This window comes from Thermococcus sp. LS1 (assembly GCF_012027395.1).
Taxonomy (GTDB): Archaea; Methanobacteriota_B; Thermococci; order Thermococcales; family Thermococcaceae; genus Thermococcus.
The window spans coordinates 1-26290 of the sequence record NZ_SNUJ01000002.1 but is presented as its reverse complement, the minus strand read 5'-3'; the positions used below and the strand labels follow the sequence as shown (position 1 = coordinate 26290).

Sequence of the window (26290 nt, the reverse complement as noted above, 5' to 3'; positions counted from 1 at the left end):
CCTCAATCAACCCTCATTCCAACGACCTTAAGCGACTTAACCTCCTCAGACTCCAAAGCCTTAACCATCTCCTCGAAAACTGTGTAGCAGGAGTTTATGGAGCCCAAGTTGGGGCAGGGTGCGGTTCCTTTTCCATCCTTTGAGAGGAGTCTCAGGGTCTTATCGATGGGGAAGGCGACTATGTAGAAAGTGGGGTCATCGCCATCTAACAGTTCCGTCCTCATGACCGCCCCCTCAAGGCTCTCCAGCAGCCCGGGGAGGATCATGGCACCTATGATAGTCGATATGGCTCCTGGATGTCCCGCACCGCTAAGCGTCCAGAAGTCCACTGAGACTTCCCTAGGCTCAAGCCCGCGGGCCTTCAGTGCATCCCTTATCCTAAGGACTACCTTGTGGAGCGGACTGTACGGGAAGTAGAGGAACGAGAAAGGTACCATACCCACCAGGAAGCAGTTGTTCTCCGTTTCCCTGCCGCACGCGAAGCCCGTCACTATCTTTCTGACCTTGGGGTCGTAACCACTTACAGAGAACTGGAGCGGCCCAACGCTCTTGACCGTCAGCCCCTGCCGGTATCTCTTCATCCTGAACTCCTCGCAGTCGAAGGGATTCGAGAGGTCATAGATTCCCCTCGCCCTTCCTACCCACCTGTTGTGGGCGATAACGTAGTGAATAACGGGGTTTGACTGGATCGAACCCAAAGCAACAACCGCTATCTTGAGCTTTTTCTCATGGGGAGGATTTTTCTGGGCATAGAGTCCCAGGATTTTCTCCAGGGCGCGAACCGAGATGATGGGAACCAGCAGTGGCAGGGGGTACTCGACCGCTCCTTCGGGAAGCTCCTCGTTGTATCCAAGGATATGAAGGACCACATGGGGGTCCTCGTTATCTCTCTCGCAGAAGTCCGGGTGACAAACCGAATAGAAAAGCGCCTCGGAAAGGCCGGACTCCCTTAGGTCGTTTATGAAGTCAACGATAATCCCGACAAGCTCCTCCTTGTGGTTCACGGCCTCCCGTATAGCATCTGCGCTCACTTCAAACCTGACATCCACCTTAAGCTTTTCCACGCCGAGTGACTGTCGGACTTCTTCGAGAACGTGTGCAAGTATTGTCGGGGAGTACCCAACCTGTCCGGAACCGAACACCTCCTCAAAAATACCCTCGAGGTCAACGTTCTCTTCTTTAACTTCGATGGCGAGTTTTAGGGCGTAGGGAAACGTTCCCAGAATTGGAACTGGAGATCCGGAGACACTCGTAAGGCCCTTCTTAGCGGCTTCTTCTGGCAGGAGAAGGGGAGGGATTAGGTTCATTATCCCGCCGAGTGAATCGTAGCTCTCCACTATAACCAGCCTTCCATCGTCACTCTTCCCCACGCCATATATCTCGCTGTCGGGGTATGGAACCTTTCCGGCGAGACCAACGCCCGCTATCATAGCCGCCACTCGATCGGTTGAAAGGCTCCGGAAGTAAGTGTTCTTTGGGATTTCCTTGGGCTTGAATTTCCTCAAAACGTTTTCTATTGCCGATATTAGGGAAAAGCTCCTCGGTATATCTCCATACTCGAATCCTGTCAGGAATATCACGATGTCGTAGTCGTCAAGGAGGTGCTTACCCAAAGACTCCACCCCCAGCTCATATGACTTCATGAAAAACGCCGCGAAAAGGCCCAAAGGTAGCCAGAGAACCAGCGTTAAAGGCACGTACCACCAATCCACACTCCCCACGGAGCCGCCAAGCTGGGTTATAGAAGAGAAGGCAATTCCCATTGATACTAGAAGGGTTATTATAAGACCCGAAACGATAAACGTCTCGTTGCTGAGCCTTCTCACCTTTCTGAGGCTCTGGGAGAGATTTACGACGTGCTCCATTTCCTCTGGCCTTTCTCTTGGTAGAATGAGATGGGTCTCTGAAACTTCAACGAAGAGCCTGTACATAAAGTATATGAAAAACGCAAAGAGATTGACTTCAACAATCACAAGGATGTAGGAGTAAAAGAGCAGCAGCGTCCCGTCGTCTAGTAACCTTACTGCCATCGCAGAGAGGACGAGAAGGAGACCCCCAATAATGAGCGCCTTTATGAAGTTTCTGAAATCAACAAACACATTAAGGAGCTTTAGAACAGATTTTCCGGTTCTCTCCAGGAGGCGGGCGTACACCCAACCGTAAACCCCTGAGGCCATGAAGATAAGGGGAATAAGTGAAATCAAAATCAGGGATGCCCAGTAGGGGGTGGGAAGGATAGAGAGTATGCTCCCGGTCACCTCAAGAGGGGAAGGTTCCACGGCAAGAATTGCAAGGATTATGCCTAGTATTCCAATGAGCACGTTTCTGAAGGTATCGTCGATCAGGGTAAAAAGTTCAAAGCTCTTTTCAAACTCTCCCTCCATCCTATCACCCCGCCGAAACCACAAGGGCGTTAGCTATGACAACACCTATCACGGCGGCCACCTTATAAGGTGTGATGTTCTCACTGGCCGATTTGATAATTGCCCCAAGGAGAACTATGATTGCAGGATAAGAAAGAACCACGACTGTAACCTCTGTTGCACCACCGATGCCAAGTGCTGCGAAGCGCATTACATGGGCTAGAGACAAGGAAAATCCCGCAAAAACAACCGCCCTCCAGAGAGAAAATCCCGAGAATGTTCTCCACGGAAAGCCCCTAAGAAAGAGCATGGCAGCGAGTGCTGCACCCTGCCCTATAAGTACCCCTGTTATGGGAAACGTCATTTCCTCAGCGAGCGATAGATAACGTAGCATAACCGCGGTAAGAGCCGCTATAGACCCCGCTCCCATTCCGAGAAGCACTGCAGTCGTGGAGCCTACAAATGACTTGGTGGATTCCACATGAAGCAGGAGCATTGAGAGGGCCGCTATAACTGCACCCAAGGCAAGCTTGGGACTGATGATCTCATGTATAAGCAAGAGAGCCAGAAAAGCCGTCAGTATCGGCTCGGAGGCTGAGGAGGCTGTGGAAGCAACCGAGGCTCCTCCAAGCTCGACAGCCTTGAAGTACGCTATCCTGGAGAGGAAAAACTGAAGTAGACCGACGATCAAGTAAAGCAACGTCTGGTCACGCGTTATCGCGTAGTGCTTTGAGGAGAGCTCATGGACGGAAAAGGGCACCAGAACTATCAGTCCCCAGAACATGGCTTCGATTAGAGTGTCCCAGAAATCCCTACCCCTGGCAAACTCAATTCTCATCAGTATGTTCCCCACCGCGAGGAGGAGGGCCGAAAGAAAAGAAAAAACGAACCAGGTTTCCACGTTCGACACCTCACGTTAGTGCATTTGCAAACTGGGTTATCATGGACACGAAAATGTAGAGTGCGTAAACGAAAATTCCTGCCTGTACGAGTGCAATCGCAGCTTTCAGGAGTTTCTTACCCTCAGGCAGCAAAGGAACCGGAAGGCCCATCACAACGGCGACGAAGAGGTACATCACCGCGTTCCGTATGGCAGAATAATCTATCGGAACTGGAATCTCAGGGTAGTTGACTGTAACCTCCTGTCCCTGGACGGTGAATGTTATTTCGGCGTTTTGAAGACCAACTACGAGGATGTAAGACATTATCAGGATGAAGAGCATCGTGGGAAGCAAGCTGAGGGAAAACGATGAGACAGTACTGCTGAGCTTTTCCCATCCATCGCCGCAACTTTTGGCTTTTTCCTTCTCGGTCAAAATCACTCCCTCCCGAAGTCGTCATCAAAGCGGACTATATCATCTTCACCAAGGTATTCTCCTATCTGCGTTTCAATGACCTCAAGGACGACCTTTCCGGGGTTCTCAAGCCTGTGAACTACGCCCGCGGGAATGAAAGTGCTCTCCCCCGGTCTGAGGAGTATCTCCTCACCGTCAATGAAAACCTTAGCCGTTCCCCTCACCACGACCCAGTGCTCGCTCCTGTGATAGTGCATCTGCAGGGAAAGCTTTTTGCCAGGCAGAACTGTCAGGCGCTTTATCTTGTAGCGCTCGCCCTCCTCGAGGATGGTGTAGCTTCCCCAGGGGCGATAAGCGGTTCTATGAACAAAGACCCTCTCATCACCCTTCTCCTTGAGCCTTTTGTAAACCTTCCTGACTTTCTGACTATCACCGCGATGGGCGACGAGGAGGGCATCGCCAGTGTCAATGATTATCAAATCCTCGACACCAACTGTAGCGGTCAAACGCTCCGTCATTATGAGGTTGTTCCTCGAATCGATGCCGACGTGATAGCCCTTCCTTCCCCGTATCTTCACAGCGTTGCCGTTTTCGTCCTTCTCGAGAACCTCGTAGATAGCGTCGAAGCTCCCGAGATCATTCCAGTAGACGTTGAGAGGGACGACGGCGGCTTTATCGGTTTTCTCCATTATCCCGTAGTCAACGGAGATATCCCGAACCCGTTCGTAGGCTTCCCGGATAGTTGCAGCCTCTTCAAAAGCAGAGTAGATTTCGGGAGCTAGCTTCTTCACTTCATCAATGAAGAGCTCAGTATCGAACATAAACATGCCGCTGTTCCAGTAATAGCCTTCCTCAACGTAGCGTTTGGCAGTCTCCAAATCCGGCTTCTCCTTGAACTCCGCAACGCGGTAGCCATCTTCAAGCCTTTCCCCCGGCTTTATGTAGCCATAGCCGGTGTGCGGCCTCGTTGGTTTTATCCCAAAGGTTACGAGGTAATCATGAGCAAGCCTCTCGGCACTCTTGAAGGCTTTCTCGTAGTTCTTATCCGCTTCTATCAGGTGATCTGACGGGAGGACCGCCACAATAGAGTCTCTGAAGATTTCTTCGATTCTCATTATTCCCCAGTAAATGGCGGGGAGGGTGTTCTTTCCCACGGGCTCAAGGAGGAGATTCTCTTCTGGGAGCTCCAGGCCGAGTTCTCTTAAATCGTCAAGGACACGAAACTTGTACTTCTTATTAGTCACGATGAATATTTCGTTTGGTTTTGAGAACATCAACGCCCTCTGAACCGTTTTCTGAAAGAGGGAATAGTCATCAAACATCCTCATGAACTGCTTTGGCATCAGCTCCCTGCTCAGGGGCCAGAGACGTGTCCCCTTACCACCGGCAAGAATCAGGGTCTTCATTGAGCACCACCCTAGTTTAGCTCTGAATTCCTTTAGCATTCAAAGTTTTTAACTTTAGGGGGAAAGAAGGAAAACTCAGCGAAGGGCGAATTCCCCGATGAAGGCGGAACTGGAAATCGTGTCACCAATGCCAACTGTGCTCTTGGGCTTGGTGACTATCTTGGTCGGGACAAATGCGAGCTGGTAGTCGTCGACTTTAGCAATGCCATCCTCCATGCCATACTCCCCAACGAGAGCCCCCTCGACGGCTCTGGCCTTCTCGTTAACTGGAACGTCCATGGCCTTAACCACGTCGTCTATGTCTCTAACGTCACCAAATTTAGCCCTGGCTGCAGCGGCTAGGGCCGCAAAGAGCAGGGCATCGCGCACGTGAGCTCCTTCGTGGGCGGTTAAAGCCAAGTAATAGCCGTAGGTGTGGAAGTGTATCCTCTCAACGCCGGTCTTCTCCGCCAGCTTGAGCATGGCCTCCGTAACAGCTATTGGATCAACAGGGTCGTTTGCAAGAAGCTTCTCCGCTATGGCTTTCTCGCCAAGAACCTCCATTATCGAGGCCAGCTCGACCTCATTCAGGCCAACGCTCGTGAACTTGCCCAGAATCTCGACGAGTCTCTTTCTGACGGTCTCGTCCGGCGTGAAGGCGAACTCCAGGTGAACGGGAATTCCCCTCTCGCCAAGCACCTCAAGGTGCCTCTCAAGCTCTTCAAAGGGTTCTTTGTAGTTCTCCTTCGTCAAAGCTTGGAGTCCGCTTATTATCGCCAGCTCGGCCTTTCCAGCTATCTCCTCGAAGGCTTCCCTAAACTCAGGCCTTATGTAGACGTTTGGATTGTAGTCATCAGCGGATCCTATGAAGCGGTTCTCCCTCGGGGCCTCGAAGTCGAAGACCTTGAATCCGCGCGGGAACTCATAGATGTAGTGGATAAGGTTCTCCTCGTCGCCGGTGAACTCCCTGGGGTGGAGGAGCTTGAGCTTTCCATCCTCGAGCTTCGGCACATAAATCGGCCCGTCCTTGAACAGGTTCGCCTGGAGCTTTGATATCTGCGGAACGTGCGCTATAACTGGAACACCGTAAACACCACCGAGGATGTTGGCCATTATTCCGACCTGGCCGCCCATCCTGAGTTCGTCCCAGCCCCAGTTCTTCATGTAGAGCCTGACCGTGCAGCTCTCGACGAAGAGTTCGGCGGCCTTTCCCCTCCGAACACTCCAGAGGATTCCACCGAGAAGATGATGAACCTTCGTTATCCTCCCGGGAAGCTCCTCAGAAAATCGGAAAACCTCTTCCTTTCCAACCTTCTCCACCCTCTCCTCAAGATCTTTTGAATCGAGGTACTTTATCGCGTCGATGTTGGTATTGTAAGCAAGAAGAACGCCGCCGACTTTTCCGATTTTATCCTTGACGCGCTGAAAAGCCGATGAGTAGAGAGCGTCCCACATCATGTATATCACCGGGAGTGATGTAACTCCTGAAAGTTAATAAGGGTTGCGGTGAACGTTAAAAATTAAGAAGAGGCTCATGCTTTCCACTTGGGATTGTCAACAACCTTAACTTCACCGCCCTCCTCAATCACAAGCTTTGAGAAGCCCTTCTCCTTTATTGAGCCGTAGTCATGGCCGGCATCGGCCGGATATATCGCCAGGAATATAAATGGCTCATCCCCAGTGTTCACCGTCCTGTGGGCCCAGTATGGTGGGACGTAGACGACCGTTCCAGGCTCCATTGGGACCCACTCAGCCTTTCCTTCTGGCGTCTGGAGAAGCATACCGCCTCTACCTTTGATGGCGTAGTATATCTCCGCCCTGTCGGCCTTGGCATGGTAGTGACCCTTCGTGAAGAAAAATTCCTTTCCGACCTTACCCGGGTAGAGAACAGTGGTGGCAAAGTTAAGGTCACCGTCCTTCTCCTCCTGCTCTATTGCGTAGACTTCATAAACAATAGGATCCTCCCTGAGGAGCTCGTTGTATGCCTCTTCATCGATGAAGTATCCCTTGAGGTCGCTGAGCCTTCTCACGAGCTTCTTGGCACCGGGGATAACGCCGGTTTCAAGGTCAATCTTAACACCAATCGGGGCTTTGTACTCCATTTTGATCACCACTCTAAAGTAGTTCCAGGCCTATTTAATCTTTCGCTTCTATATCACTGGGAGTGTTATATAAAGGCCCTAAGCAGATAGGCCACACCTATGGCTATCGCCCAGTAACCGGTGTTCCAACGGAGCACCTTCCAGCCGTCGAGCGGAGGAACTGGAAGGAGGTTGAAGAAGGCCAGCCAGAGGTTCACGCTCGCGGTTGTCCTGAGAACCCACCACGGCGTTGTGAGCGGCGTGACCGCCCTCATCATGACTATGGCCACTATGCCTACCACTATGTTCATCAGCGGGCCGACGAGGCTTATCTTTCCATGTGCTTCCTTATCCTCCCAGTACTGGTAGGGCGCGTAGATATAAACCGCCCCCAGGGCTGCAAATATCCACACTCTCCCTGTTAAGAGCTTCGTGATTATACCAAAGAGAAGGGCCATCACTATTCCAGTGTCCCACCGCTTATAGTAGGCAACATAGCCGTAGCGCCTGGCCATGCTTCTATGAGCGAGTTCGTGGAATATAAAGGCCGTCAGAACCGCCACTACAACGTAGGGGATGTTATAGGGGTCAAAGTTGGAAAATAGCAAGACGAGGACGAGGAAAGAGATGGCTAGGTCTTCCAGCTCCCTTCGGTGGAAACGCTCCCCGAGGGAGGGATTCATTTACTTTTCACCTCAATCTTCTTGCCGATAACAAGCTCGGCGGCTTTCACTGCAGCACCGCCGCTGCCAACGGCTATCCTTACCTGATCCTCTGGAACATAGACGACTATCTTGTCGTCGAGCTCCTCTACCTCCAAGATCTTAACGTTAAGCATCTTCTCCAGCCTGTCCTTCATGGTGAATCCCCAAGAATGCTCAGCGGTTCCAAATATAAAAGTAACGAAATCAGTCGAAGTCCCAGATGGTTCTTCCTTTGTAGAACATCATCACATAGCCGCAGTTCTTGCAGATGACTATCTTGACTTTATGGGCAGTAAAGCCCCACTTGCTGTCGAGCTTTCCTTCCTCAACTTTGAAATCTGTCCCTCCGCAGAGGGGACATTTAAGGTGCCTGTGTTCCATGTCGATCACCGATAGTAGTTCCAACTTGAAGATATAAATGCTTTTTCCTTTGCAGAGTTTAGCAGATGCTCTATGCCTGGTTTGTGGCCGAGGCCAACTACCGCCACAACCTTCGGCTTCTTAACGCCTTGAGCCTTCAGGGAGTCGACGATCGAGATTAGATTTCTCGCCATGACTTCGTTGCGCTCTTCCACAAGAACGCGGTAGAGATATGGGTAACGCTGCCTGAACTGTATCATCATAACTTTGTAGTCTGCCATAACATCGGGAGAGCTCCCAGAGACCCCAACAGGCAAAAAGACGCTCAAAGCCTCAAGCGCCATCAGGAGCTTCTCGCGCGATGGGGCCGCGGCTATCTTCGCTAAGATGACGTTGATGTCCTCGTCGATGAGGTATAACGGGACGCCGAGGGTTTGGGCGGCGCTTATCGCGGCCTTCATTTCCTCTCCCGGCTTCATGCCGAACTCTTCTCCAAGCTTCTCCTCGACCTTAGCCAGAACATAGTTTATAAGCCCTCTCTTTCCGTAGCGGAAGGATTCCTCCAGCGTCAGCTCTCTGTTCTGCCTCATTGCCAGAAAGCGGGCCCTGTCGAGCTCTATCGCAACTGCATGAGGTTTCTCAGAGAGGATGGTACTTATTACCTCCTCTCTACTCTTTGGGGAGACATGCATGGTCCCGATAAGCTTGACGTAGCGCAGGTAGCTCATTGCCAATCCTCCAGAAGGTTTCTCATCTCCCAGCGTCCGGATTTGAAAGTCAGAACGTCGAAGTCCTTAGGGACTACAAAGGGGACATCGCACAATTCCCTCGCCTTTGCCACGTATTCGTCATAAGTATAGCGGAACGCCCTGTGGAAGAGTGCCAGAAGCTTCACTTTGGCCTTTTTGGCTATCTCACAGGCCTCACCAACAGTGGTGTGGTAGCCCTCCCCCCTATCCTCCGCCCTCAGATAGGTCGCCTCGTGGATGAGCAGGTCGGCGTTTTCGGCGAAGAGCCTCACCCTCTCGCACGGCTCGGTATCGCCGGTGTAAACCACCTTAACACCCTTCCTCCTCGGTCCGGTAACGTCCTCCAGGCGGATTATTCGGCCGTTCCACTCGATTTGACCCTGCTTCTCAAGCTTCCCCAGAATAGGTCCCTCACTCAGGCCGTATTCTGCGAGCTTCTCAGGGAGGAACTTCCCTCGCTTATCCTTTTCCTTGAAGACATAGCCCAGAGCCGGAATTCCATGCTCAACTTTGAAGCTCCAGATTTCGTAATCGCTAAACTTGAGCCTTACCTCACCTATCTCATGGACGTGTATATCAAAGCCGGGCCTGAAGAAGCCGCTGTTGAGGAAATTCTGGATGAACTGGGAGGTGTACTTCGGCCCGTAGATATGGAGGGGCTTTTCCCTGTCCCAGAGATTCATAGTCTGTATCAGTGCAGCCAAGCCGAGGTAGTGGTCGCCGTGGAAGTGCGTGATGAATATCTTCTCGACTTTCATGGGGCTGAGCTTGGCAGTGCTCATCTGCCTCATCGTGCCTTCTCCAACATCGAAGAGGATAATCTCACCTTTGTAGCGGAGCGCTATGGCCGGGACGTTCCTCTCGCGGTTAGGCATTATGCCGCCGGTGCCGAGAAATATCACTTCAAGCATGGTTTTATCTCCGCGGGAGAGGTTAAAAAGTTAGCAGTGGCCAAACCGTTAAATAGGTCTGGGCAAACTAATTTTTGAGGTGTACCGAGATGGAGGAAATTCTAAAGGCAATTGAGGAGAAGGACTGCAAAAAAGTGGCGAACCTCCTCTACTACAAGGTGGACGGGCTGAGCGATGAGGAGCTCACGGAGGTCCTCGAAAAAGCTGAAAAGCTCGCCCTTGAGTGTAAGGACCCCGAACTCTACAAGCTCATCGTTTACTACTTCCACGAGCTGCTCGGTGTGGATAAGATAAGCGAGTTCGAGAAGATGGCCGAGGAGGAAGACACCTTCGAAGCCAAATTCCAGCTTGCTGACCTCTACTACCTTCTTGGCGAGCTTGAGAAGAGCCTCGACCTCTACAGGGCTCTCCTGGAGGAAGAGACCGAGAAAGGCAATAAAGAGAACATAGCAAAGATCTACTACAACATGGCCCTCATCCACGAGGAGCTCCAGGAGTACGAGAAGGCAATCGAGCTCATGGAAAAGGCCGCGGAGATTTACAGAGAGCTCGGAAATGAGGAGGAGATTCTCCACATAGCGGTCTACAGGGCATACGTAACCTTCGAGATGGGGGAGCCTTACAGGGCCAAGGCCATGCTCGCGGAGGTCATCCCCAAAGCTATGGGCAACAACAAACTCCTGGCCGAGATACACCTCTCCTACGAGGAGATATTCGAGGACGACGAGAACTATGATGCCGCCCTGCAGGAGTGCCTCTACGCCCTGTTGAGGGCCAGGGGTACAGAGTACTACGACGTGGCATTCGACGCGCTCATCGACGTCATCTGGCAGCTGATGCTCGAGGATGACTTCGAGACTGTTTATCTCCACATGGACATGTTCGCCAACGCTCTGCCGGAGCTCAAGGAGTTCTTCGAAGGTGTTAAGGCCATAGCCCTCTACAAGGATGGCAAGGTTGACATGGAAGAGGCCAGAAAAGTCATCGAGAAGGTCAAAGACAGAAGACTGCTTGACTTACTTGAATTCCTCGGAGAGGCCGAGATGTGAGAGGGGAACGACCACTGGGATTCCCCTTATTTCTTCCACCTCAACTTTTACGCCGTAGACCTCTTCGAAGAGCTCTGGCTTGAGGATTTTCCTCCCACCGTCGGCTATTATTTCTCCATTCTTCATGAAGACGAAGCGCTCGGCGAAGCGAAGGGCTAAGTTGACGTCGTGCATAACGACTATAGAAGTTCCTCCCGAGAGCGCGAAATCCCGGGCTATCTCCATCACCTCGAGCTGGCTCTTCAGGTCGAGGTTATTGGTCGGCTCGTCCATCATGAGGATTCTCGGCTCCTGAGCTAACGCTCTCGCTATACTGACTTTCTGCAGCTCGCCGCCGCTCAGTCTGTTGGTCGGCTTCAGGGCGAGGTGAGATATACCGAGCTTTTCGAGGGTTTTCCTCACAACCTCAATATCCCTCTTCGAGGGCCGCAGCCCCATGTAAGGCCTCCTGCCGAGGAGAACCGTGTCAAAGACAGTCATAAAGCCAGGTTCGCATCTCTGGGGAACATATGCTAAAACCCTGGCGAGCTCGTTTCTGGGATAGCTCCCGATGGGTCTCTCCAGAACCTCAACACCCTCACAGTGAAGGATTCCCGCGATGCATCTCAGGAGCGTGCTCTTTCCAGCGCCGTTCGGTCCGAGGATTGCTATGAACTCGCCCTCCTCGACCTCGAGGTCTATTCCCCTCAGCACCTCGGAGCCGTTGTAGGTGAAACGCAGGTTTCTGACTTTTACTGCCTTCATCGCCGCCCCTCCATCCTTATGAGGAGGTATATGAATGTCGGCGCACCGAGGAAGGAGGTTACAACGCCAACGGGCAGGATCATCGGTGAGAAAGCCAGCCTCGCAACTGTATCCGCCGCGAGGAGGAGTAGAGCCCCGGTTAGAGCAGAAAGGGGAATGAGGAAGCGGTAGTCACCGCCGACGATAAGCCTGATGGCGTGGGGAGCTATTAAGCCGACGAAGCCTATTACCCCAACGAAGGCCACGCTGATTGCCGTTATCAGTGCAGCCAAAAACGTCGAGATAAGCCTGACCCTCTCGACCTCTACACCGACCGACTTTGCAACATCATCTCCCATCGCCGAGGCGTTAAGGTCCCAGCGCTTGATAACGAAGTATAGGAAAACCGGAATGAAAACGGCAAACATTATTCCATCTTCCCTCCACGTCGCCCTGCCAAGATCGCCGAAGCTCCAGTAGACCATTGCAGCCAGCTGGAGCTCGTCGGCGAAGTATTGGACGAGTGTCGTTAGGGCCACAAAGAGGGAGCTCATGGCCACTCCGGCGAGAATTATGGCCTCAGGACTGAGGCCTTTGAGTTTGGCGAGGGCAAGGATAACCGCGGTAGCACTTATCGCCCCGAGAAAGGCGAAGATAACCACCGCGTAGGGATTGCTGAGCGAAATCCTGCCCGAGCTTTCCGCGTAGCCCGCTCCGAGGAGTATCGCCAGGGAGGCGCCAAACATCGCCCCGTGTGAAACGCCTATCGTGAACGGAGTGGCGAGAGGGTTCCTGAGGAAGCCCTGCATGACCGCTCCGGCTATGGCCAGAGAAGCCCCCACAAGAATAGCAGCAACGATTCTCGGCAGGCGGATGTTCCAGACGACGAGATGGGCGCTCCCGCTCCCACCACCGAGAAGAGCATTCATCACCTCTCCAATCGTGAGGCTGTAGGCACCATGGGCGAGGGAGTACATGCTAACGAGGACGAGAAGAAGAAAGAGGGAAAGGCCAACGAGCAGCTTTTTGGCAACGTAGCCCTCGTAGTCCATGGCCATCACGGTGAAGTAGGCAGTGAGTACTTAACGGTTCCGTTGGCGAGGTCGATCTTTCCGAAACCACCGAACTTCTCGGCCATGACGCTGTAGACGGGCTTCCCGAGAAGGAAGGTGTATATCTCGTCGGCCTTCTCGGCGGGGTCTATGTCTTCAAAGCGCTCTGGATAGAGGACTTTTCCGATGAAGTAGGCGTCCGCTAAAGCGGTTCCGATGTTGGTGGTGTAGAAATTGTACGGAAGGATTCCGTAGACGTTGCCCTCTCTGACGGCCTTAAGGGAGTTGTAGAAATCCGGGTCTTTCTGGTAGTCATCGAGGACGAGCTTAAGGCCGCCCTCATCGATGAAGATGTAGTCTGGGTTCCACTCAAGGAGCTGCTCCTTGTCGATGAATGTGTGCCCGTCACCGAGCTCATCAGCGACGTTCTTGGCGTGAACAACCACAAAAGGTGGATATTTGGCTTCGGTGCTCTCTATGCCGTGTGCTCCCTTGTAGCCTATTCCACCGACGTAAACAGCTGGACTCTCAACGTTCTCGGTGCGCTTCATGAGGTCGTCCTGGATGGATTTGATAAAGTTTATAACCTCCTCCGCGCGCTTCTCCTTTCCGAGGATTTTACCTGCCAGCTCGAGGGACTTAAAGAGCTCCTCGTCGTCGAAGGTAGCCAACTGGCCGTAGCTGAGGACTACAACTGGGACGCCTGTCTTCTCTTGGATGTCGTCAGCGGTCTTGGCGTCAACGTAGGTGATGAATATCACGTCAGGTTTGAGCTTAACCAGTGCTTCCAAATCGGGAAGCTTTCCGGGGCCACCTGGCCCTATGGTGGGCAGCTCCTTGAGCTCGGGATGGGCTATTATGTAGGGCCTGCCGTAGTTGTAGCGCTTCTCGAAGTCCTCGACTCCAATCACCATGTCGCTAGCGTTGAGATAGACCATCAGCCTCAAAGCTCCGGGTCCAGCGGCTACAACCTTGGTGACATGAGCCGGAACCTCAACGGTTCTTCCGAGCAGATCCGTCACAGTTACGTAAGCCGAACCGGTCTCTGTAGTGGCAGTATTGGTTGGATTTTCCGTCGTGCCTATGCACCCGCTTACAGAGACAACCAGCAGAACGAGAAGCAGAGCCAGAACCTTCCTCATTTCAGCACCCCCTAAAGCCGTTGACCTCGACTATGCCTCTGCCGATGATGGCGTGATACTTCTCATGAGCGCATCTCATGCAGAGGGGCTCCTCGTTGATGTAAACGATCCTCGTGGACATGACCAGCTCGCCACAGCGGGAGCAGCGGACGCTCTCAACTATTGGCGCCTGTTCGATTGGCGGAACCTTGACGCGCTCGATTTTGAACTCTTCTTTTGGCAGGTAAAGCATGGTTTTAGCAATCGATTCCCAGAGCTCCCAGAGGCGCCTCCGCTCTTCCGGGGTTCCTTTCCGTTCCTTAACGACCTTATTGAAGAGCTCGGTCGTGCCCGGTGGATAATATTTCCTCAGCTTCTCAGCATCGGCGTAGACCCTAACGCCCTCCCATGTGGAGCGCTTGACGAGAGTCAGGGCGGTCTTGCCGAGGTCGATGTATATCAGGGAGTTATTTCCCAGCGTGCAGCCTGTAGCTACCTGGACGCCGTCAGTAAAGCAGCTGTTGACCTCGACTATGGCAAGAATGGACTCATCGACGCTTCCAGAATAGTCAAGCCTTCCGACGCCTAGTTCCTCCATCGCTATCAGTGAAGCCCTTATTCCGAGGGCGAGGTATGGACAGATATGGCCGTGAAACTCGCGGGCGTATTCAAGGATTTTCTCTGTATCCTTCTCCTCCACGAGACGGTTGAGCGCGAGCATGGTATCACCAACGACAGTGAAGGTAACACGCTTTTAATCATTTTTGAACCCGGGTGTTATCAACCTTTGATTGCGGCAGGTTTTTAATGAATGAGTTTTCATGGATTAGTGGTGATACCATGAGGATAGCCGTGCCGATAAAGGACGATAGCGGCCTTGAGAGCGAGGTCTGCGAGCACTTCGGAAGGGCCAGATACTTCGTTTTCATTGACATTGAAGACGGAGAAGTCAAAGGTTCAGAGGTTGTAGAGGTACCCTTTAAGGACCATGAGCCTGGCGACCTGCCCGCCTTTATTAAGGAGCACGGGGGAAAAGTCGTCCTTGCCTACGGCATGGGGAGGAGGGCCATCGCCTACTTCAACGCCATGGGAATAGAGGTCGTCACAGGCGCAAGTGGAAGGGTGAACGACCTCGTGGAGGCCTTCCTAAGGGGAACGCTGAAAGTAGACTCCAACTGGAGAAGCAAAGGCGATTTCGGACAGCACGAGTTCTGAACTTTCAGTTACGGCAAGGTTTATATATGAAATTTTTTTCATCTATTTTGGTGATGGCATGAGACTGAACGTGAAAGACTTCGCCCCAAGCTGGTTCGCGAGCGTCATGGGCACAGGAGCTTTGGCGCTGGTAAGCAAAGCTTACTCCTCAAAGCTCCCAATCCTCGAAAGTTTCGCCGAGTTCCTCGTTTATCTTAACACCGTCCTCTTCTTCGTTCTGCTGATTCCGTGGGTTCTCAGATGGATCAAATACAGGGAGAACGCTCTGGCGGATCTGCACCATCCAGTCCTCGGCAATTTCTACGGGACGATAGCCATTGCAATGCTCGTGCTCTCCGCGGACTACCTCACAATCCTCGGGAATACAAGTGTGGCATGGGCCTTCTGGCTCGCCGGGACACCGCTGACGATATTCTTCGCCCTGCTGATTCCATACCTTGTCTTCACGAGCGAAGGCGTAGATACCAAGGCCATAACACCCGCCTGGTTCATTCCGCCGGTGGGGCTGATAGTCATCCCGATAAGCGGGGCGAAGCTCATGACGCTCGCCTCTGGAACTGCGAGAGAAGTTATGGCCTTCATCGACTACTTCGCCTGGGGCGCTGGGTTCTTCCTGTATTTAGCACTCTTCGCCATCGTGATGTACAGACTCATAACCCACGAGCCGATGCCCTGCGGCATAGCGCCCTCAATATGGATAAACCTCGGTCCGATAGGGGCTGGAACCTCAACCCTCTACGCCCTCGTTAAAGCTTCCGACTTCATAACCGTCAAGGAACCGCTCTTAACTTTCGGCCTGTTCTTCTGGGGCTTCGGCGTCTGGTGGTTCATCATGGCAGTCCTACTGACCCTCCACTACATCAGAAAGCTCAACCTGCCATACAGCCTGGCCTGGTGGGCCTTCATATTCCCCTTTGGAGCCTACGTGAGTGCCATATACAACGTTGGGACGACGTTCGGAATAGGTGCAACCGTTAACTTTGGCTTCGCCCTGTACTGGCTGCTCCTAGCGATGTGGCTCATCACGGGGATTAAAACTATCGTGCACGTACTTTCCAGCCCCAAGCCAGGAGACAAGGTATAAGTAGTTCCCTCCCAAGTTCAGAAACATGGAGAACCAAAGTGGCGCTCGCACTTTCCCTGCTTTCACCCTTTTTCGCCGAGGTGCTCAGCGGCTTCACTCCCCCTCTGGATGCCATCAATCCATTGGCGTTCCTTTCCTCTGGGCATACTACGGTGGTGACGTTCTTCTCGTGAGAGAGGCCTGGATGAGGTGGGGAAGGGGCCACCTCAGGCTCATGCTCCTCGGAGCTGTTTACGGTACAGGTGAGTCGAGTCCATCCTCGGGATAGCGACCTTTGCATACCTTCTCAAGAAGAGAAAGGAAATGGTCCAAGCACAGCCCGAAGGCAAGGAAACGCTTAACTCCTGCATATCACGCCGTCATCACCGCAGCGGTTCACTTCGAGCTGGACCGTTACATGGGTCACGCCGTATTTCCTCAGCCTCTCCTCGACCTCGTCGATTATGCGCTGAGCTTCGCTCACGGGCATGTCGTTAACCTCGACGTGGCACTCGAAGTGTATCTCCTTCTCTCCAATGCGCCATGCATGGAAGTGGTGAGCATTTTTAACGCCAGGGATCGACTCGATTTCTGCCTTTATTGCATCGAAGTCGAGTTCGGGCGATGCCTCCATGAGAACCTCGACGCTCTCCTTAAGTATCTCATAGCCCTCGCGGAGGATGTAGAGGGAGATGAACACGGTGACAAGGGGGTCTATCCAGACGAGGTCGTAGTATCTTATGGCCAGACCGCCGGCCACCACAGCCACCGAAGACAGCGTGTCGCTCACAAGATGAAGGTAAGCGGAGCGAACGTTGATGCTCTCGTGGGCGTGCTCGTGGAGGAGGAGAACGGAGAGAAGGTTTGCCAGAAGTCCAATAACTGCCACCACAAGCATGAGGCCCGTGTCTATTGGATTGGGATCCCTGAAGCGCTTGTAGGCCTCCACGAGCAGGAAGAGGGCAACGCCGACGAGGACGGCAGAGTTGACAAAGGCGACGAGTATCTCAGCCCTCTTGTAGCCGAAGGTGTACTTCTCGTTCTTTTCACGCTCGCCGATTCTTATCGCTATGTAGCTCGCCAGGAGGCTCATAGCGTCGCTGAAGTTGTGGAGCGAGTCGCTCAGGAGAGCTAAACTTCCGGAAAGAATTCCACCTATGACCTCAGCTATCGTAATGACAAAGTTCAGGATTATGGAGAAGACCATACGGGATTTCATGGCCCCGTGGGAGTGGTGGTGTCCCATTTCTCTCCCTGAGAGGGGTCTTATTGGAGACTTAAAAGCCTTTTGAGGCCAGAATTGGGAAGTTTTAATCCCGGATAGGGGAAGATATAAACATAGGGTTAAAAACTCAACCCTTTTTAAGGATAGCACTGAAAAAGTTGGTGGTGATACCATGCACGAGTGGGCTCTGGCTGATGGAATAGTTAGAACCGCCCTCGACTACGCTCAAAGAGAAGGTGCAAAAAAGCTTCTGGCAATTCAAGTAGTCCTCGGAGAGCTCCAGGACGTTAACGCCGAGATAGTAGAGTTTGCCATGAAGGAGCTTCTCAAGGGCACCATCGGAGAGGGTGCGGAGATAGAGTTCGTCGAGGAAGAGGCAGTCTTCAAGTGCCGCGACTGCGGTCACGAGTGGAAGCTCAAGGAAGTGAAGGGAAGCTTCGATGAGCGCATCAAAGAGGACATCCACTTCATCCCTGAGGTAGTTCACGCCTTCTTGGCCTGTCCGAAGTGCGGCAGCAGGGACTTCGAAGTCGTACAGGGTAGGGGAGTTTACATAAGCGGGATAAAAATCGAGAAGGAGGGAGATGCATGATAGCCATAGATCCCCGCGTCAAGGGCATAGAGGCTCGCCTTGAAAATGTGAAGCGCATCATTCCCGTCGTCAGTGGCAAGGGCGGCGTTGGAAAGTCGCTGGTTTCAACAACGCTCGCCCTCGTTCTAGCGGAGAAGGGCTATAAGGTCGGCCTCCTCGACCTCGACTTCCACGGCGCGAGCGACCACGTAATCCTCGGCTTCGAGCCGGAGGACTTCCCTGAGGAGGACAAAGGCGTCGTCCCGCCGACGGTTCACGGAATAAAGTTCATGAGCATCGTCTACTACTCGGAGGATAAACCAACACCCATGAGGGGCATGGAGATAAGCGATGCGCTCATTGAGCTCCTCACTATAACCCGCTGGGACGAGCTGGACTACCTCATCATCGACATGCCGCCGGGCCTCGGCGACCAGTTCCTCGATGTCCTTCGCTTCCTTAAGAGGGGCGAGTTCCTGGTTGTGGCAACACCTTCAAAGCTCTCCCTCAACATCGTCAGGAAGCTCCTCACCCTCCTGAAGGAGAGGGACTACAAGGTTCTCGGTATCGTCGAGAACATGAAACTCCATTCGGAGCAACGGGGCGATGAGAAGGACATAGAGGCCCTTGCAGAGGAGTTCAGCTTGCCCTACCTGGCCGGCATCCCGCTCTACGACGACCTTGAGGAGAAAATAGGGAAGCCCGAGGAACTCCTCAGGACGGAGTTTGCAGAGAGGATAAGGGAAGTTGCGGGGAAGCTTTAATCTTACTTTATTTTGGGGTGGGACTATGGAGCTCGAAGAACTCTTCCAGAACGCTAAACGTATCGTTATCTGCGGCATAGGGAACGAACTTAGGGGAGACGACGCCTTTGGTGTCTTTGTGGCGGAGATACTGGCGGAGCTTGTCAAAAGCCCGAACGTCTTAGTCATCAACTGCGGTGAAGTGCCCGAGAGCTACACCGGAAAGATAGCAGAGTTCAAGCCTGATCTGGTTATCTTCGTCGATGCCGTTGACTTCGGTGGGGAGCACGGAGAGCTCGTAGTCGCCGATCCAGAGGGAACACTCGGTGAGGCTGTTTCGACCCATAGTCTGCCCCTCAAATTCTTAGTCCAGTACCTCAAAACGAGAGTAAATGCAAAGTTCGTCCTCATAGGCTGCCAGCCACGCTCGCTCGGTCTTTTCGAGGAGCCGAGCGAGGTGATAAGAGAGAGGGCTGAGATGCTGGCACAGGCGATTGCAGATTCGCTTAACGGGGGCGAATGAATGGACTGGAACATCCTGTGGATGATTGCAGGTGTCCTCTCACTCTTGGCCTTCGTTCTTGATATCAGAGCAGAGGAGAGCCGATACGAGACCCTAAAAGACCTGTTTCTCGGCATCGGCTTCCTCGCGTGGTACTGGGGATGGTTCATTGTTGGACTGGTGTTCGTTGCAGCTGCAGGGATAATCTACCTGCCCGAGGCAAAGAAGTGGTGGATTAGAAAGAGGCATGGGTAAGCTTCCTTAAATCCTCCTTCCTGTTCACGTTGAAGAAGCTCTCGCGCCACCTCTCCGGAAGCTCCTCTATCGGCAGGTAGCAGGTGTCGACTCTCTCTATGGCTTTCCTTATCATGTAGTCTCCGCTCTTAATCTGTTCCTCAAGGATTTTTCTGAATCCCTCAGAGTAAGCCGCGTGGAGGGGTTCTATGTATCCATTACTCCAGCGCGGAACGCAGACTGCTTTCCCACTTTTCCTGAATTCACGAATTATGTAATCAACGAATTCTGGGACTATCAGGGGCATGTCGCCAGCCACCACGAAGGCATCATCGAGGCTCAATGCAGTGTAGATGCCGCCTATGGGACCGACCATCAGCTCGTCAACGATGACCTCGTAGCCGAACTTTTTCAGACGTTCTGCATTCTCGGGAGAAGCCACAAGGACGATCCCATCTATTTCTTTGGTGGCTTCAAGGGCTTCGACGGCGTAAAGAACAAGCGGCTTCCCGTCTATCCTGAAGAGCAGCTTATTGCCGCCGAAGCGTCTGCCCCTCCCCCCGGCCAAAACTGCTCCTATCATTGCTCCTCCCTTTTCTCCTCATCCACTGGGATGTACTCGATGGTGCTTATGTACTTCACGTACTCCATAGTCTTCTTCGGATTTAGCATCTCTCTGAGCAGGTTCTGGAAGTAGTTGTCCCTGTCGTAGGCAATCTCGTGGGCCTTGGCAACGTCGAGGAAGGACGAGTGGAAGTTCTCCGCCTCTTCCCTCGTGTAGAGCTCAAAGGCTATGAAGTGGCCGTATTCCTCCTCAACGGGCTCCTTGATGTTTTCTATAAAGTCCGCCACCCGGTTGATCTTGACCGGGTCGTAGGGTTCATCGATTATAACCAGCACATCAATCTCATCAAGCCCTCCCTTCAGATGTGCCCCGTAGAAGACCACGGAGAGCAGATTGTCGCCGTAGAATTCCCTTATCCGCTGAAGAAGACTCTGCTTTGCCGCCTCAATGCTCATTCCAACACCTCCAAAAATTGAGAGGTTAGAGGAGTTTTAATCTTGACGCATACTCCAGGGCGGTCTGGATGTAAAGCCTGTAGTCCATCGTCTGGGCCGCGGCAGGTTCGATGTAGTGCTGGAGTATCACCGGCGCGGCGAGGCCTATCACAACAACCGCAGCCGCCAGCAGGAGCACCACGAATGCCATGCTCATAGATTCTCCCACTACCACTTCTCTGGACGGCTTGCCAAGCCATACTCTGTAGAGGACGCGCATGTAAGCAACGAGCGCAATAACTGAGCTGACGACTATGACCATTGCCAGGGCAAGGCTCCTCTCCATCAGCGCATCGAAGAGCAGTAACTTGCTGAAGAAGACGTTGAGCGGTGGGATCCCCACGAGGCTCAGCGTTGCTATTGCCAGGCTGAAGGTGGCGACTGGCATCTGCCTGCCAAGACCGGTCAAATCGCCGATGTCCCTGGAGCCAGCGGCGTGGATGAACATCCCAGCGGCGAGGAAGAGGAGGGCCTTGGCGATGGCATGGTTAATGATATGGAAAAGTGCCGCCTGGAGTCCAAGCTGGGTGCCGAGGCCAACGGCCATGAACAGGTAGCCCATGTGCATTATCGTGGAGTAAGCAATGAGCTTCTTCACGTCGCGCTGGACGTTCATCATAAGGGCACCGAAGAGTGCCGAGACTGCACCGAGGGCAATGAGCACCGTTCCAAGGGTACCAACTACTTTCGCCAAGCCCGGCGCGAGTTCGCCGCCGTAGACGGTGTAGAGGAACCTGATGAGTGAGTAGACACCGACGTTGACGACTAATCCAGAGAGTACGGCCGAGATTGGACTCGGCGCTGCTGGGTGCGCTTCTGGAAGCCAGAAGTGGTTCGGGACTATTGCGGCCTTTATGAGGAACGCCCAGGTTGCCAAGGCCAAGGCAACACCCGAGGCAACCACGATATCCCCAACTGGAGCACCAGTTAGAGGGAAGTCCATTCCGTGAACCTTTGCCGTCAAATCGGCAAGATTAACCGTGCCGAAGGCGCCGTAGAGTATTCCAAGCGCGAGGAAGTACATGGTGGTTCCTATGGCGCCTATGAATGCGTACTTAAGGGCAGCGTGCACGGCATCCCTCCTTCCCCTGTAGAACGCCACGAGGGCATACGCTGCGATGCTTGTGACTTCTATCATGACGAAGAGGTTGAAGGCGTCGCCCGTGAGGAGAACGCCGAGTAAACCTGCCTCAAGGCCGAGGTAGAGCGTGTAGTACCACTCTAAGCCCTCCTCGTGCTCCAGGTAGCGGTAGCTGTAAATCGCAATCAGGAACATCAGCGCAGCAGTAACCAGGGTTATGAGAGCGCCAGTCCTGTCAACCTCGTAGATTATGCCTATTGGAGCCACCCACTTACCAAAGGTGTAAATCAGGGGCTTATCCGAAGAGTAGGCCAGCTGGAAGAGCTTAAAGGCACTGATTAAAGTTAAACCTGTTCCCAATAGGGCATACGCTTGGATTATCTTCCTGTTGCCCTTGATAATAATCGACGTGAGGGGAAGTCCAAAGGCAAACAGTACTGGAATGATTGGTGTCAGTCCGACCACATCCATGCCTCTCACCTCACTCGAATATTCTCTTCGCGAACCTCTCAAAGTCCGCCGAGATTTCTCCCTTAGCCTTCTCAGGGTCCAGAGTCGTCACGTCAATCCAGTTCACGTAGAGGTAGTTCTCGTCCATGTCTACTACGACCGTTCCAGGGGTGTTGGTTATCGAGTTCGCCACGAGGGTCTTGGCGTAGCTCGTCTCGACACCAATAGGCACCTTCACTATTCCGGGGTTGTAGTTGCCGGTGATAATCCTGATTATGACGTCTATGTGGGACTTCGTCTCTGCCACGAGCATATACCAGAGGAAGTAGGCGAGTCCCCACAGCCACCTCACTGGATTTATGGCCTTGGCATCATTCTGAACAACGTATTTCCCCATCAGCAGCCCCACTCCTATTGCCACAACCGCTCCAGTGAACAGGTCGTAGGGACTGCTTGAACCAGTGAAGATTATGTACGTGATGAACGCGAGCAGGGCCGTTGGAATGACCCCCCTCATTCCTCACCACCCCTCTTCGCTATCTCCCTCACGTCGAGCGTGCCGTAGAGGCGGTAGAGCTGTATCGCCAGCACCGCGAGGAGCATGTTCACCGCCATTCCTATGACGACGGCGGTTATGACGAGCGCCTGCGGAAGTGGATCAACGGCAGAGCTCACGAACCCTTCCAACGCTTCCTTTGAGAGCGATGGCAGTATCGGTGGGGCGATTGGATAGGTGAGGCGGTAGCCTATGAGAACGACCATGACGTTGACGGCATCGCCGAGTATCGTGAGGGATATGATTTTCTTCAGCATGTTCGGCCTAGCGATTATGCCGTACAGCGATACCGCCAGCGTGAGCAGTAAGACGACCCAGAGGTAAGCCCACAGGAACTCTGAAGTGCTCATTTCTTCACCCCCAGGATTTTCTTGAACTTCTCCTCTGGTATGCTCAGGAGGAGGAATACCGCCGTGAATCCAGCGCCAACAGCCAGGAACTCGAAGAAGTTGTAGTAGATTAGGGAACCACCGATAAGCTGGCCTCCAATCTCAGCCGGGAATATTGGCTGGTTCTGCATGATGAAGCCGTCGCTGAGGAGCGGAACCAGAGCAACCAGAGCTATGCCAAGCAGTCCGATGGAACGAAGGATTAAAGCCCTGGTTTTGTCCATGCCGTGGCCTTCCAGAGTGTATTTTGAGTATGCCGCTATTATGAGGAGTGGTGCCACAGCCAATGCTGAACCGCCCTGGAAGCCTCCTCCGGGCGTTAAGTGACCGTGCAGAGCAATCGAGGCTGAGACGGCAAGGATCATGACGACGATGACTTTAGTAACGTCCTTTACTATTGGCGTCAGCTCGGTTGGAGCGCTTTCAACATTCTTGACTTCTTTCTCCTGCTCCCTGGTGAGCCTGAAGACGGTTAGGCTGCCTATTATTGCGAGGAAGAACACCGCGGTCTCGAAAAGCGTATCAATGCCACGGTAGTCCCAGAGGATTGAGGTAACAACTTCAGGACTCCTGGCAGAGTAATCCCCGAAATAGCTATTTTTAAGGTAAAACTCGCCAAGGGGTCTAACTCCGGTACTCTCACCGAAGACCTGGAGGGAGACAACAGCGTAAGTCATGAGCGCGGCGAAGGTCAGGATTATAACCGCCGTGATGAGGCCCTTGCCCCTCATTCACACCACCTCATACCTCTCGGTCTTGCTGATGGCGAATATCAGCAGGGCAGAGTATATTCCCACGGCTATCGCTATGTAGGCGAGAACTATGTCCGGTGCCATTAGGATGTAGAAGGCTATGGCGTAGGCTATGGCCTGGACGGAGGAAAAGCCCACTGCCTTAAGCAGATCCCTCTCCATAACCGCTAGATAGCTGGCTATGAATCCCAGGATGAGGGCGAGGCTGAGGATGAGCAGGTGAACTTCAATCACTCTCTCTCACCTCCCCGAGGTGGTCCACTTTGGGCTCCCACTCCACGAGCTTGGCCCTGTGGGCGGCGTATGCCAAAGCGTGGCTTCCAGCGGGTGAGGCAAGGAGCACTATCACCCCGGTGATGAAGCTCGCCCCCGCTATGGCGTACCTGTTGGGCAGGAAGTCAGCGCCAAGGGCAAGCAGGGCAACGCCGAAGAGCGGAACCGCTGCACCGCCGATGATGCCCACGGTCGCAGCGTGCAGCCTAACGTAGAAGTTCGGGAAGCGGAGTAATCCCAACGCCCCGAAGAAATCGCAGAGGGCGCCTATGACTATCAGAAGCGCTCCTATGTAGAACAGAACGCTCATGCTCCCACCTCCTTGCTCACCAGGTGCTTGGCGATGTAGATATCCAGCAGATAGCCCCACAGTGCCAGAATTATCGCCCCGCTCACTAAGTAAACGCTCTTGAAGTAAACCGCAAGGATGGCCATGAACGCTGCCACATCGAAGGAGAGACAGTCAACGGCGAGGATTATATCCGCTATCGTTGGCCCCTTGAAGGCTCTGACGGCATAGATGATGAAAGCCAGCAGATAAACCGGTATCACAAACTTCATCAGCAGGAAGAACTGGGACTCAAGGCTCATACCCTCACCTCCTCACTATCTTGAGCTTGGCGTCCGCCCCAAGCTCCTGGGCGACCTTTAAGAGGAGCTTCCTATCGTCTTCGGGCAGCCTTTCCACTGGTATCAGTATCAGGTCGCTTATAGACAGGTCTATCTCGTTTCCCTTTGCCCCGAGGCTCTCCTTGATTATCTCGACGGTTTTCTCATTTAGCGTTCCTATTTCCTCTAACACGGCCATGTCGCCGGCGAAGTGCGCCATCGCCTTCGAGACGTAAGGTGGATTAACGTACACCAGCTTTAACAAGTGCCAGGTGCCTCTTTTCGTAGGCATCCTTCAACCTCCAGTACTCGTTTTCGAGGAACCTTATCGCGAACTTCACACGGGAGTCCTTCTCCCTCAGGAAGTAGCCGATGACCAGCTCGTGGAGCCTCTCCCTCGGGTTCTCGCTCTCCTGGGCCTTCTCCACAAGGGCCATGAAGTCCTCGAGAACCTTCTCCCTGTCGAAGTACCCCACGACGCGCCTCAGGGATTCTCTGAGCGTCAGGTAAATCCTCTCCTCAATCGGTCTCTCTGGAAGAACGAACTCAATCTCGTCTGCATAGTAGTACTCGCCCTTCATCTTCTTCTCCTTCAGGCCGAGGAGCTGAGCCAGTCCGTAGAGTATCTCCTCCGGACTCGGCGGGCATCCTGGTATGTACATGTCGGGCTTTTTCCCGTACTCCGCTAAAAGAACCTCTATTCCGCCCGTCCTGAGCCTGTCGCTTCCCCTCTCCGGGTTCGGGTTGTAGATTGGGTAACCGTTGTAGAATATACCCCCGCTGGACGCGCAGGTGCCTATGGCCACAACTATCCTCGGCTTCGGCGGCATCGCCTCGTAGGCGGCTTTGACAGCGTAGTAAGTCTGCCTCGTGAGTGGGCCTGAAACGAGGAGGGCATCGGCATGTCTTGGACTCGGCACGAGCTTTATTCCGAGCCTCTCGGCGTCGTAGTAGGGCGTGAGCACGTCGAGTATCTCTATGTCGCAGCCGTTGCAACTCCCACTGTCAACGTGGAAGACCCAAACGGACTTCAACCCGCTCATCTCCTCTCACCCATCACCTTTGAGCCTCTCGGATAGAGGGAAAGGAGAAGGCTATCCGCATAGGGCCCTTGAACCGCTAAGGTCTTGGCGCTTTCCTCCATCCTGCACTCCCTGCAGAGAAAAGCCCTCTCAGCTATGCCGTGCTGGTCAATGACTTCCTTCGGCAGAATCTGGAACATCTTCTGTATCTGCCTCTCGGTGAACTCCTCGTACCGCCCACAGCGCGGGCATCTGTAGAGCTTGTGGTCAACAACCTCGATGAGGTCCTCCTTGTTCGGCGTCGCTATCTCAAACCTCGTTGTGCCCTGCATCGCACCGGTTGGACAGACCTCGACGCAGCGGTGGCACCTTATGCAGCGCGCGGCGTTGAAGACGATTCTCTTCCTCCCGTTCTCGAAGTCCCACTCTATCGTGAGCGCGTCTGGTGGACAGGCCCTAACACAGGCACCACAGCCAATGCAGAGGTTGGGGTCTATGTGGGGTATGCCCCTGTATTCCGGCGGCTTTTCGATATCAACAAAAGGATAAGGAGTCGTGACGGGAGCCTTCTTAACGTCCTCCTCGGGCCGCTTCCAGAACTTGAGCCTGTCGGTGAATGAAATCGCCTGGGCCATCAGGCCACCTCCTTGCCCTTCTGTATTGAGAGCATGTTGAACTGCTGCTCGTTCAGGGTCTGGGCCTTTCCGGTCTCAACGTCCACTATCTGGACCCTCTCCGTACAGGAGTAGCACG

The 26290-nt window shown here is 53.4% G+C and carries 35 protein-coding genes; 7 read left to right on the top strand and 28 right to left on the bottom strand.

The features are described from left to right. Positions 1-2: 2 nt before the first annotated feature. The 11 genes from E3E26_RS04560 to E3E26_RS04510 all read right to left on the bottom strand — a co-directional run bounded on the left by E3E26_RS04560 (position 3) and on the right by E3E26_RS04510 (position 9848). The gene (locus E3E26_RS04560; protein ID WP_167900203.1) at positions 3-2384 is read right to left on the bottom strand and encodes a hypothetical protein; all 2382 of its coding nucleotides are present in this window, start codon (positions 2382-2384) and stop codon (positions 3-5) included. A gap of 4 nt (positions 2385-2388) precedes the next feature. Further along, complete coding sequence (locus E3E26_RS04555) at positions 2389-3264, bottom strand: DMT family transporter (protein ID WP_167900202.1); 876 nt, start codon at positions 3262-3264, stop codon at positions 2389-2391. A 10-nt stretch (positions 3265-3274) separates the two neighbouring features. After that, positions 3275-3679 carry a hypothetical protein gene (locus tag E3E26_RS04550; protein WP_167900201.1) on the bottom strand — a complete coding sequence of 135 codons (405 nt, stop codon included), beginning with the start codon at positions 3677-3679 and terminating at the stop codon, positions 3275-3277. A gap of 2 nt (positions 3680-3681) precedes the next feature. Beyond that, positions 3682-5064 carry a mannose-1-phosphate guanylyltransferase/mannose-6-phosphate isomerase gene (locus tag E3E26_RS04545; protein WP_167900200.1) on the bottom strand — a complete coding sequence of 461 codons (1383 nt, stop codon included), beginning with the start codon at positions 5062-5064 and terminating at the stop codon, positions 3682-3684. Positions 5065-5139: 75 nt separating this feature from the next. Further along, complete coding sequence (locus E3E26_RS04540; RefSeq protein ID WP_167900685.1) at positions 5140-6501, bottom strand: ADP-specific glucokinase; 1362 nt, start codon at positions 6499-6501, stop codon at positions 5140-5142. Between the two features lie 74 nt (positions 6502-6575). Further along, on the bottom strand, positions 6576-7145 hold the full coding sequence (gene pgiA / locus E3E26_RS04535; protein WP_167900199.1) for a glucose-6-phosphate isomerase: 570 nt from the start codon (positions 7143-7145) through the stop codon (positions 6576-6578). Positions 7146-7210: 65 nt separating this feature from the next. Further along, complete coding sequence (locus E3E26_RS04530) at positions 7211-7807, bottom strand: site-2 protease family protein (RefSeq protein ID WP_167900198.1); 597 nt, start codon at positions 7805-7807, stop codon at positions 7211-7213. After that, a complete protein-coding gene (locus tag E3E26_RS04525) occupies positions 7804-7983 on the bottom strand; it encodes a KH domain-containing protein (RefSeq protein ID WP_167900197.1) in 180 nt (59 codons plus the stop codon). Before E3E26_RS04525 ends, E3E26_RS04530 begins: the two co-directional genes overlap by 4 nt. Before the next feature lie 49 nt (positions 7984-8032). Continuing rightward, positions 8033-8209, bottom strand: a complete 177-nt coding sequence (locus E3E26_RS04520; protein ID WP_238516413.1) for a zinc ribbon domain-containing protein — start codon at positions 8207-8209, stop codon at positions 8033-8035. Positions 8210-8214: 5 nt separating this feature from the next. Beyond that, positions 8215-8916 carry a TraB domain-containing protein gene (locus tag E3E26_RS04515; protein ID WP_167900196.1) on the bottom strand — a complete coding sequence of 234 codons (702 nt, stop codon included), beginning with the start codon at positions 8914-8916 and terminating at the stop codon, positions 8215-8217. Next, positions 8913-9848: a ribonuclease Z gene (locus tag E3E26_RS04510; RefSeq protein WP_167900195.1), complete on the bottom strand. Its 936-nt coding sequence runs from the start codon at positions 9846-9848 to the stop codon at positions 8913-8915. Before E3E26_RS04510 ends, E3E26_RS04515 begins: the two co-directional genes overlap by 4 nt. A gap of 89 nt (positions 9849-9937) precedes the next feature. Between E3E26_RS04510 and E3E26_RS04505 the strand changes: the two genes are divergently transcribed. Further along, on the top strand, positions 9938-10897 hold the full coding sequence (locus tag E3E26_RS04505; RefSeq protein ID WP_167900194.1) for a tetratricopeptide repeat protein: 960 nt from the start codon (positions 9938-9940) through the stop codon (positions 10895-10897). Here E3E26_RS04505 and E3E26_RS04500 read toward each other — a convergent pair. Genes E3E26_RS04500 through E3E26_RS04485 form a run of 4 tightly spaced genes read right to left on the bottom strand, consistent with a single transcriptional unit; the run spans position 10865 to position 14514 of the window. Further along, positions 10865-11641: an ABC transporter ATP-binding protein gene (locus E3E26_RS04500; RefSeq protein WP_167900193.1), complete on the bottom strand. Its 777-nt coding sequence runs from the start codon at positions 11639-11641 to the stop codon at positions 10865-10867. The two genes, E3E26_RS04505 and E3E26_RS04500, sit on opposite strands and share 33 nt — an antisense overlap. After that, positions 11638-12672, bottom strand: a complete 1035-nt coding sequence (locus E3E26_RS04495; protein WP_167900684.1) for an iron ABC transporter permease — start codon at positions 12670-12672, stop codon at positions 11638-11640. The genes E3E26_RS04500 and E3E26_RS04495 overlap by 4 nt, the downstream gene beginning before the upstream one ends. Positions 12673-12677: 5 nt before the next feature. Next, entirely contained in the window at positions 12678-13814 is a 1137-nt protein-coding gene (locus tag E3E26_RS04490) for an iron ABC transporter substrate-binding protein (RefSeq protein ID WP_167900192.1), read from the bottom strand. 1 nt (position 13815) lies between these two features. Beyond that, on the bottom strand, positions 13816-14514 hold the full coding sequence (locus E3E26_RS04485) for an FmdE family protein (RefSeq protein ID WP_167900191.1): 699 nt from the start codon (positions 14512-14514) through the stop codon (positions 13816-13818). 119 nt (positions 14515-14633) lie between these two features. Here E3E26_RS04485 and E3E26_RS04480 point away from each other — a divergent pair, with 119 nt between their 5' ends. Both E3E26_RS04480 and tdt read left to right on the top strand, forming a co-directional pair. Next, on the top strand, positions 14634-15008 hold the full coding sequence (locus E3E26_RS04480) for a NifB/NifX family molybdenum-iron cluster-binding protein (RefSeq protein WP_167900190.1): 375 nt from the start codon (positions 14634-14636) through the stop codon (positions 15006-15008). A 58-nt stretch (positions 15009-15066) separates the two neighbouring features. Next, a complete protein-coding gene (tdt, locus tag E3E26_RS04475; protein ID WP_167900189.1) occupies positions 15067-16092 on the top strand; it encodes a tellurite-resistance/dicarboxylate transporter in 1026 nt (341 codons plus the stop codon). A gap of 337 nt (positions 16093-16429) precedes the next feature. Here the strand turns inward: tdt and E3E26_RS04470 are convergent, their stop codons facing one another. Further along, a complete protein-coding gene (locus tag E3E26_RS04470; RefSeq protein WP_167900188.1) occupies positions 16430-17317 on the bottom strand; it encodes a cation diffusion facilitator family transporter in 888 nt (295 codons plus the stop codon). A gap of 151 nt (positions 17318-17468) precedes the next feature. On the opposite strand from E3E26_RS04470, the gene hypA reads away from it, so the two are divergent. Genes hypA through E3E26_RS04450 form a run of 4 tightly spaced genes read left to right on the top strand, consistent with a single transcriptional unit; the run spans position 17469 to position 19367 of the window. After that, positions 17469-17888, top strand: coding sequence for a hydrogenase nickel incorporation protein HypA (gene hypA / locus E3E26_RS04465; protein WP_167900187.1), 420 nt, complete (start codon positions 17469-17471; stop codon positions 17886-17888). Continuing rightward, positions 17885-18631: an Mrp/NBP35 family ATP-binding protein gene (locus E3E26_RS04460; RefSeq protein ID WP_167900186.1), complete on the top strand. Its 747-nt coding sequence runs from the start codon at positions 17885-17887 to the stop codon at positions 18629-18631. Before hypA ends, E3E26_RS04460 begins: the two co-directional genes overlap by 4 nt. Positions 18632-18656: 25 nt before the next feature. Further along, positions 18657-19133 carry a hydrogenase 3 maturation endopeptidase HyCI gene (locus E3E26_RS04455; protein WP_167900185.1) on the top strand — a complete coding sequence of 159 codons (477 nt, stop codon included), beginning with the start codon at positions 18657-18659 and terminating at the stop codon, positions 19131-19133. Then, a complete protein-coding gene (locus tag E3E26_RS04450) occupies positions 19134-19367 on the top strand; it encodes a hypothetical protein (RefSeq protein ID WP_167900184.1) in 234 nt (77 codons plus the stop codon). Here the strand turns inward: E3E26_RS04450 and mobA are convergent. Genes mobA through E3E26_RS04390 form a run of 12 tightly spaced genes read right to left on the bottom strand, consistent with a single transcriptional unit; the run spans position 19348 to position 26172 of the window. After that, the gene (mobA, locus tag E3E26_RS04445; protein ID WP_167900183.1) at positions 19348-19929 is read right to left on the bottom strand and encodes a molybdenum cofactor guanylyltransferase MobA; all 582 of its coding nucleotides are present in this window, start codon (positions 19927-19929) and stop codon (positions 19348-19350) included. The two genes, E3E26_RS04450 and mobA, sit on opposite strands and share 20 nt — an antisense overlap. Further along, positions 19926-20366, bottom strand: coding sequence for a nucleotidyltransferase (locus tag E3E26_RS04440; protein WP_167900182.1), 441 nt, complete (start codon positions 20364-20366; stop codon positions 19926-19928). Before E3E26_RS04440 ends, mobA begins: the two co-directional genes overlap by 4 nt. A 25-nt stretch (positions 20367-20391) precedes the next feature. Then, the gene (locus E3E26_RS04435) at positions 20392-21957 is read right to left on the bottom strand and encodes a proton-conducting transporter membrane subunit (protein ID WP_167900181.1); all 1566 of its coding nucleotides are present in this window, start codon (positions 21955-21957) and stop codon (positions 20392-20394) included. A gap of 10 nt (positions 21958-21967) precedes the next feature. Next, complete coding sequence (locus E3E26_RS04430) at positions 21968-22453, bottom strand: Na+/H+ antiporter subunit E (RefSeq protein ID WP_167900180.1); 486 nt, start codon at positions 22451-22453, stop codon at positions 21968-21970. After that, entirely contained in the window at positions 22450-22842 is a 393-nt protein-coding gene (locus tag E3E26_RS04425; RefSeq protein WP_167900179.1) for a sodium:proton antiporter, read from the bottom strand. The genes E3E26_RS04430 and E3E26_RS04425 overlap by 4 nt, the downstream gene beginning before the upstream one ends. Then, positions 22839-23612, bottom strand: coding sequence for an MnhB domain-containing protein (locus E3E26_RS04420; protein WP_167900178.1), 774 nt, complete (start codon positions 23610-23612; stop codon positions 22839-22841). Before E3E26_RS04420 ends, E3E26_RS04425 begins: the two co-directional genes overlap by 4 nt. Next, complete coding sequence (locus E3E26_RS04415; RefSeq protein ID WP_167730531.1) at positions 23613-23867, bottom strand: hydrogenase subunit MbhD domain-containing protein; 255 nt, start codon at positions 23865-23867, stop codon at positions 23613-23615. It lies immediately after the preceding gene. Then, on the bottom strand, positions 23860-24216 hold the full coding sequence (gene mnhG / locus E3E26_RS04410; protein WP_167900177.1) for a monovalent cation/H(+) antiporter subunit G: 357 nt from the start codon (positions 24214-24216) through the stop codon (positions 23860-23862). Before mnhG ends, E3E26_RS04415 begins: the two co-directional genes overlap by 8 nt. Next, positions 24213-24497, bottom strand: a complete 285-nt coding sequence (locus E3E26_RS04405; protein ID WP_167900176.1) for a monovalent cation/H+ antiporter complex subunit F — start codon at positions 24495-24497, stop codon at positions 24213-24215. Before E3E26_RS04405 ends, mnhG begins: the two co-directional genes overlap by 4 nt. A gap of 4 nt (positions 24498-24501) precedes the next feature. Next, on the bottom strand, positions 24502-24768 hold the full coding sequence (locus tag E3E26_RS04400; RefSeq protein WP_167900175.1) for a hypothetical protein: 267 nt from the start codon (positions 24766-24768) through the stop codon (positions 24502-24504). After that, positions 24758-25558: an NADH-quinone oxidoreductase subunit B family protein gene (locus E3E26_RS04395; protein WP_012571232.1), complete on the bottom strand. Its 801-nt coding sequence runs from the start codon at positions 25556-25558 to the stop codon at positions 24758-24760. Before E3E26_RS04395 ends, E3E26_RS04400 begins: the two co-directional genes overlap by 11 nt. Continuing rightward, the gene (locus tag E3E26_RS04390) at positions 25555-26172 is read right to left on the bottom strand and encodes an NADH-quinone oxidoreductase subunit I (RefSeq protein WP_167900174.1); all 618 of its coding nucleotides are present in this window, start codon (positions 26170-26172) and stop codon (positions 25555-25557) included. Before E3E26_RS04390 ends, E3E26_RS04395 begins: the two co-directional genes overlap by 4 nt. Positions 26173-26290: the final 118 nt, after the last annotated feature.

Excerpts from the sequence above, each read along its gene's own strand:
- pgiA (WP_167900199.1), bottom strand. The coding sequence starts at position 7,145 with ATGGAGTACAAAGCCCCGATTGGTGTTAAGATTGACCTTGAAACCGGC.
- E3E26_RS04560 (WP_167900203.1), bottom strand. The coding sequence starts at position 2,384 with ATGGAGGGAGAGTTTGAAAAGAGCTTTGAACTTTTTACCCTGATCGAC.
- E3E26_RS04495 (WP_167900684.1), bottom strand. The coding sequence starts at position 12,672 with ATGGACTACGAGGGCTACGTTGCCAAAAAGCTGCTCGTTGGCCTTTCC.
- E3E26_RS04425 (WP_167900179.1), bottom strand. The coding sequence starts at position 22,842 with ATGAGCACTTCAGAGTTCCTGTGGGCTTACCTCTGGGTCGTCTTACTG.
- tdt (WP_167900189.1), top strand. The coding sequence starts at position 15,067 with ATGAGACTGAACGTGAAAGACTTCGCCCCAAGCTGGTTCGCGAGCGTC.
- E3E26_RS04520 (WP_238516413.1), bottom strand. The coding sequence starts at position 8,209 with ATGGAACACAGGCACCTTAAATGTCCCCTCTGCGGAGGGACAGATTTC.
- E3E26_RS04530 (WP_167900198.1), bottom strand. The coding sequence starts at position 7,807 with ATGAATCCCTCCCTCGGGGAGCGTTTCCACCGAAGGGAGCTGGAAGAC.
- E3E26_RS04510 (WP_167900195.1), bottom strand. The coding sequence starts at position 9,848 with ATGCTTGAAGTGATATTTCTCGGCACCGGCGGCATAATGCCTAACCGC.
- E3E26_RS04460 (WP_167900186.1), top strand. The coding sequence starts at position 17,885 with ATGATAGCCATAGATCCCCGCGTCAAGGGCATAGAGGCTCGCCTTGAA.
- E3E26_RS04545 (WP_167900200.1), bottom strand. The coding sequence starts at position 5,064 with ATGAAGACCCTGATTCTTGCCGGTGGTAAGGGGACACGTCTCTGGCCC.
- E3E26_RS04440 (WP_167900182.1), bottom strand. The coding sequence starts at position 20,366 with ATGAGCATTGAGGCGGCAAAGCAGAGTCTTCTTCAGCGGATAAGGGAA.
- E3E26_RS04540 (WP_167900685.1), bottom strand. The coding sequence starts at position 6,501 with ATGATGTGGGACGCTCTCTACTCATCGGCTTTTCAGCGCGTCAAGGAT.
- E3E26_RS04485 (WP_167900191.1), bottom strand. The coding sequence starts at position 14,514 with ATGCTCGCGCTCAACCGTCTCGTGGAGGAGAAGGATACAGAGAAAATC.
- E3E26_RS04390 (WP_167900174.1), bottom strand. The coding sequence starts at position 26,172 with ATGGCCCAGGCGATTTCATTCACCGACAGGCTCAAGTTCTGGAAGCGG.
- hypA (WP_167900187.1), top strand. The coding sequence starts at position 17,469 with ATGCACGAGTGGGCTCTGGCTGATGGAATAGTTAGAACCGCCCTCGAC.
- E3E26_RS04455 (WP_167900185.1), top strand. The coding sequence starts at position 18,657 with ATGGAGCTCGAAGAACTCTTCCAGAACGCTAAACGTATCGTTATCTGC.
- E3E26_RS04470 (WP_167900188.1), bottom strand. The coding sequence starts at position 17,317 with ATGGGACACCACCACTCCCACGGGGCCATGAAATCCCGTATGGTCTTC.
- mnhG (WP_167900177.1), bottom strand. The coding sequence starts at position 24,216 with ATGAGCGTTCTGTTCTACATAGGAGCGCTTCTGATAGTCATAGGCGCC.
- E3E26_RS04480 (WP_167900190.1), top strand. The coding sequence starts at position 14,634 with ATGAGGATAGCCGTGCCGATAAAGGACGATAGCGGCCTTGAGAGCGAG.
- mobA (WP_167900183.1), bottom strand. The coding sequence starts at position 19,929 with ATGATAGGAGCAGTTTTGGCCGGGGGGAGGGGCAGACGCTTCGGCGGC.
- E3E26_RS04395 (WP_012571232.1), bottom strand. The coding sequence starts at position 25,558 with ATGAGCGGGTTGAAGTCCGTTTGGGTCTTCCACGTTGACAGTGGGAGT.
- E3E26_RS04420 (WP_167900178.1), bottom strand. The coding sequence starts at position 23,612 with ATGAGGGGCAAGGGCCTCATCACGGCGGTTATAATCCTGACCTTCGCC.
- E3E26_RS04405 (WP_167900176.1), bottom strand. The coding sequence starts at position 24,497 with ATGAGCCTTGAGTCCCAGTTCTTCCTGCTGATGAAGTTTGTGATACCG.
- E3E26_RS04450 (WP_167900184.1), top strand. The coding sequence starts at position 19,134 with ATGGACTGGAACATCCTGTGGATGATTGCAGGTGTCCTCTCACTCTTG.
- E3E26_RS04525 (WP_167900197.1), bottom strand. The coding sequence starts at position 7,983 with ATGAAGGACAGGCTGGAGAAGATGCTTAACGTTAAGATCTTGGAGGTA.
- E3E26_RS04430 (WP_167900180.1), bottom strand. The coding sequence starts at position 22,453 with ATGAGGGGGGTCATTCCAACGGCCCTGCTCGCGTTCATCACGTACATA.
- E3E26_RS04515 (WP_167900196.1), bottom strand. The coding sequence starts at position 8,916 with ATGAGCTACCTGCGCTACGTCAAGCTTATCGGGACCATGCATGTCTCC.
- E3E26_RS04490 (WP_167900192.1), bottom strand. The coding sequence starts at position 13,814 with ATGAGGAAGGTTCTGGCTCTGCTTCTCGTTCTGCTGGTTGTCTCTGTA.
- E3E26_RS04500 (WP_167900193.1), bottom strand. The coding sequence starts at position 11,641 with ATGAAGGCAGTAAAAGTCAGAAACCTGCGTTTCACCTACAACGGCTCC.
- E3E26_RS04435 (WP_167900181.1), bottom strand. The coding sequence starts at position 21,957 with ATGGATGTGGTCGGACTGACACCAATCATTCCAGTACTGTTTGCCTTT.
- E3E26_RS04505 (WP_167900194.1), top strand. The coding sequence starts at position 9,938 with ATGGAGGAAATTCTAAAGGCAATTGAGGAGAAGGACTGCAAAAAAGTG.